Source organism: Mycobacterium alsense (genome assembly GCF_002086635.1).
GTDB lineage: Bacteria > Actinomycetota > Actinomycetes > Mycobacteriales > Mycobacteriaceae > Mycobacterium > Mycobacterium alsense.
Window position 1 is genome coordinate 1 of the sequence record NZ_MVHD01000127.1, and the last position, 1214, is coordinate 1214.

Consider the following 1214-nt stretch of genomic DNA (forward strand, 5'->3'; position numbering starts at 1 on the left):
GCCGCGCGCCGGCTGCGCGCCCCCCAGCACGGGCTGATCAACCAGCTCGATGCCCAGGCGGGTCAGGCGGAGTTGGGCGGCAGCCTGCGCACCGCGCTGGCCGACCGGCTGCGCATCACCCGCGGTGAGGCGGGTCGGCGCATCGAGGAGGCCGCCGATTTGGGGGAGCGGCGCGCGCTGACCGGCCAGCCGCTGGCGCCGCAGCTGGAGGCGAGCGCGGCCGCCCAGCGCGACGGGCTCATCGGCGACGGGCACATCAAGGTGATCCGCGAGTTTTTCGCCCACCTACCCGACACGGTGGACGCCGCGACCCGCGCGGCCGCCGACAAAGACCTCGCCGCCAAGGCCGCCCGCTACCGCCCTGATGAGGTGGCCAAATACGCTAAGCGGATCCTGGACTGGCTGCACCCCGACGGCCAGTACAGCGATACCGAGCGGGCCCGCCGGCGCGGCATCGTGCTGGGCAAGCAGGAATTCGACGGGATGTCGCGCCTCAGCGGGCTGATCACCCCGGATCTGCGCGCGGCGATCGAAGTCATGTTGGCCAAGCTGGCCGCCCCCGGCGCCTGCAACCCCGACGACGACACCCCCATCGTCGACGGCACCCCGGATGAGGCCGCGGCGCGCCGCGATGCCCGCAGCCCCGCCCAGCGCAACCACGACGCCTGGGTGGCCGCGCTGCGCGCGCTGTTGGCCTCGGGCAAGCTGGGCTCGCACAACGGGCTACCGGTGAGCATCGTGGTCACCACCACCCTGCAAGAACTCGAGGCCGCCGCGGGCAAGGCCCTGACCGCGGGGGGCAGCCTGCTGCCCATGACCGACGTGATCCGCATGGCCGGCCACGCCCATCACTACCTGGCCATCTTCGACCACGCCAAACCCCTGGCGCTCTATCACACCAAACGGCTGGCCTCCCGCGGGCAGCGCATCATGCTCTACGCCCGCGATCGCGGCTGCACCCGACCCGGCTGTGACGCCCCGGCCTACCACAGCCAGGTCCACCACGTCACCGGCTGGCAAGCCACCCGGCGCACCGACATCGACGACCTCACCCTGGCCTGCGGCCCCGACAACCGCCTCGCCGAACAAGGCTGGACCACCCGCATCAACGCCCACGGCCAAACCGAATGGATACCACCACCACATCTAGACCACGGCCAACCCCGCACCAACCCCTACCACCACCCCGAACGCTTCACCACCAACCACGACGA

The 1214-nt window shown here is 71.7% G+C and carries 1 protein-coding gene; it reads left to right on the forward strand.

What is annotated here, in order from left to right:
* The coding region (locus tag BST11_RS26785; RefSeq protein ID WP_142276616.1) for an HNH endonuclease signature motif containing protein at positions 1-1214 on the forward strand (1214 nt) is incomplete at both ends.